Origin of the sequence: Bradyrhizobium sp. SHOUNA76, assembly GCF_023006445.1 — a bacterium.
Taxonomy (GTDB): Bacteria; Pseudomonadota; Alphaproteobacteria; order Rhizobiales; family Xanthobacteraceae; genus Bradyrhizobium.
On sequence record NZ_JALBHA010000695.1, the window covers coordinates 1 to 2608 of the forward strand.

At 64.4% G+C, this 2608-nt stretch carries 4 protein-coding genes; 2 read left to right on the plus strand and 2 right to left on the minus strand.

Annotated elements, in window-relative coordinates:
- The coding region (locus tag MOV74_RS35760; RefSeq protein WP_246931918.1) for a PhzF family phenazine biosynthesis protein at positions 1–266 on the plus strand (266 nt) is incomplete at its 5' end.
- Positions 267–375: 109 nt separating this feature from the next.
- Here MOV74_RS35760 and MOV74_RS35765 read toward each other — a convergent pair.
- Both MOV74_RS35765 and MOV74_RS35770 read right to left on the minus strand, forming a co-directional pair.
- Positions 376–837: a DUF488 family protein gene (locus MOV74_RS35765; protein WP_246931920.1), complete on the minus strand. Its 462-nt coding sequence runs from the start codon at positions 835–837 to the stop codon at positions 376–378.
- A 166-nt stretch (positions 838–1003) separates the two neighbouring features.
- A complete protein-coding gene (locus MOV74_RS35770; RefSeq protein WP_246931921.1) occupies positions 1004–1840 on the minus strand; it encodes a DUF72 domain-containing protein in 837 nt (278 codons plus the stop codon).
- A gap of 103 nt (positions 1841–1943) precedes the next feature.
- Between MOV74_RS35770 and MOV74_RS35775 the strand changes: the two genes are divergently transcribed.
- Positions 1944–2321, plus strand: a complete 378-nt coding sequence (locus MOV74_RS35775; RefSeq protein ID WP_246931924.1) for a hypothetical protein — start codon at positions 1944–1946, stop codon at positions 2319–2321.
- Positions 2322–2608: the final 287 nt, after the last annotated feature.

Genomic DNA, 2608 nt, shown 5'->3' on the forward strand with positions numbered 1-2608 from the left:
GGATGTTCTTCCCCGGTGCCAGCGGCCTGATCGAAGACCCCGCCACCGGCAGCGCGACGGTCGCCGCGGCCGCGCTGTTCGCCGATCTCGATCCCGCGCGTGACGGCGAGCTCAAGCTCACCGTCGGCCAGGGTTTTGACATGGGCCGGCCGAGCATCCTGCTGACGCGCGTGCGCAAGCAGGACGGCAAGATCGTCTCCGCTCATGTCGGCGGCAGCTGCGTGCAGATGATGGAAGGAACGTTCCGGCTTGCGGGGGAGGGGTAGGAGCTCTCTCGGGTCGTCATGCCCGGGCTTGACCCGGGCATCCACGTCTTGGCCACGCGAAGGAAGAGCGTGGATGGCCGGGACAAGCCGGCCATGACGGAGAGGCCGATCAGACCTGCCGTCCCGCCAAATTCTTCACCGCCACGCCATCGCGCTCCTCGATGATCTCCGCGATCATCTGGCGGTGGCAATGGGTGTGGTCGCGCTCGTAGCAGAGCAGGCAGACGGGGCCGGCCTTCTTCACCAGCGCCGAGAGCTCGTCCATCGCTTCCCTGGTCTCGGGCGCCTTCAGGTGCTTTGAAAAAATCTTCTCAAGCACGTGGTACTGGCCGCTGCGTGCGGCGAGGCGGCCTTCCTTCGGCGTGCCGAGCGCGGCGAGATGGACATAAGCGATGCCGCGCTCGTCGAGTCCGGCGGACAGCTGCTTCTTGGAAAAGCCCGGGCGGCGCGACGACGTCACCGCGCGCACATCGACCACGAGCTTGACGCCGGCCTGTTCCAGCTCGTCGAGCACCGCGTGTGGCGGCGTCTGCTCATAGCCGATCGTGAACAGCTTCTTCGCTTTTGCCATGGGGGCACCTCAGGCCATCACACGGGAGGTCGTCATGCCCGGGCTTGTCCCGGACATCCACGTTCTTCGCGCCGCGCAGCGGATCGTGGATGGCCGGGACAAGCCCGGCCATGACGCATGGAGGCTTTGTTGCTCCTGACCGCAAGCGACATGGACGATAGCCACCTCAGCTCACCCGTGCGATCAGTTCCATGGCGCCGTGAGGCGCGCGCACCTTGCCCTCGTGGATGACGTAGGCGAACACGTCGCGCGGCTCCTTCTTCGGCTTGGCCTTGTCAACTTTCGGCAGGTCATCCGGTTCACTGCCCAAAGCCCAGGCCTGGAAGCGCTCGGCCCAGGCGTCTAACTGCTTAGGCGGGTAGCAGGTCTTGATCTCGTCATTGCCTTTCTGAAGCCGGGCATAGACGAAATCGCCGGCGACGTCGGCGATGGCGGGATATTTGCCGTGCTCGGCGAACACCACAGGCGTCTCGAACTCGCGGATCAGCGCCACGAAGTCCGGCGCGCAGAAGCTGTCGTGGCGGACCTCGACAACATGGCGGAGCGCGCGGCCCTCGAGCTTGCGGGGCAACAGTTCGAGGAACTTGCCGAAATCGGCGCTGTCGAACTTTTTCGTCGGGGCGAACTGCCAGAGCACCGGCCCGAGATGGTCGCCGAGCTCCAGCACGCCGGAATCATAGAACCGCTTGATGGAGTCGCCAGCCTCGGCGAGCACGCGGCGGTTGGTGGCGAAGCGCGGTCCCTTCACCGAGAATACGAAGCCGTCGGGCACCTCGCTCGCCCATTTGCGAAAGCTCTCCGGCTTCTGCGAGCCGTAATAGGTACCGTTGATCTCGATCGAGGTCAGCTTCGAGGCTGCGTAAGACAGCTCCTTCGCCTGTGTGAGTTTCTCCGGATAGAACACGCCGCGCCAGGGCTCGAAGGTCCAGCCGCCGATGCCGATGAAGATGTTGCCGGATTTTTTGGACGCGGTTTTTGCTTTGGCCACGGGAGGATCTCGCATCGACGGGGAGGGAGGGCTTCATCCTAGTCAAACGAGATGTGATTGGCCAGTTCTCGCGTCGAGTCTAAGCTCGGCAGCGCGATCTGCGAAAAAGGAGAACAAGATGCGGATGCTGATGGTGGGAGCAGCGCTCGTCATGATGACATCTGCTGCCATGATATCTTCAGTCATGGCGGACGACGATGCCAAGGGCGCGCAGAAGCTCGCCCAGCAGGGCCGCGACGATTACTGGCATTGCCTGGCGCGGGAATATTCGCGCGACAGCAATCAGGGAATGACGGAACAGGATTTTGGCCGCTCGGTTGCGGGCGCCTGTCCATCGGAGCGGCAATACTACCGGGTGGCGCTGCTCGACTATCTCACCACGCAATATCCGAACATCGATGCCGGCGCCCATCTCGCGACCGCGAACAGGGCGGTGGAGTCCGCGCAGAAGGACATCGTGACGGCCTTCGTCAAGCACAGGCCGCCGGCGAAGTAGGGGATGGCGAGCGACGAGTAGGGCAGCCGCCCAGGGATGCCTCGTTCGCTACACCATTGGCCCCTTCGGCAGCCCTTCCGGCTCCGCGTGCATCCGTGGTATCACGGAGCGCATCTGGAACGGGGATGGGTTTCATGTCGTCTGAGTCGATGGGGGGCATTTTGGGCGCGATCGTCGCCGCGATCGTGCTTGCGGTCGCCGTCGTGTTCGGGCCGATCGGCCAGTATGGCAAGCCGCCCAAGCCGGCGAAAGTCGAGCCCGCCCCGGCTGCGGCCCCCGCAGCTCCC

Bases quoted from the DNA above. Each gene is read 5' to 3' on its own strand.
- MOV74_RS35775 (WP_246931924.1), top strand. From the start codon at position 1,944: ATGCGGATGCTGATGGTGGGAGCAGCGCTCGTCATGATGACATCTGCT.
- MOV74_RS35765 (WP_246931920.1), bottom strand. From the start codon at position 837: ATGGCAAAAGCGAAGAAGCTGTTCACGATCGGCTATGAGCAGACGCCG.
- MOV74_RS35770 (WP_246931921.1), bottom strand. From the start codon at position 1,840: ATGCGAGATCCTCCCGTGGCCAAAGCAAAAACCGCGTCCAAAAAATCC.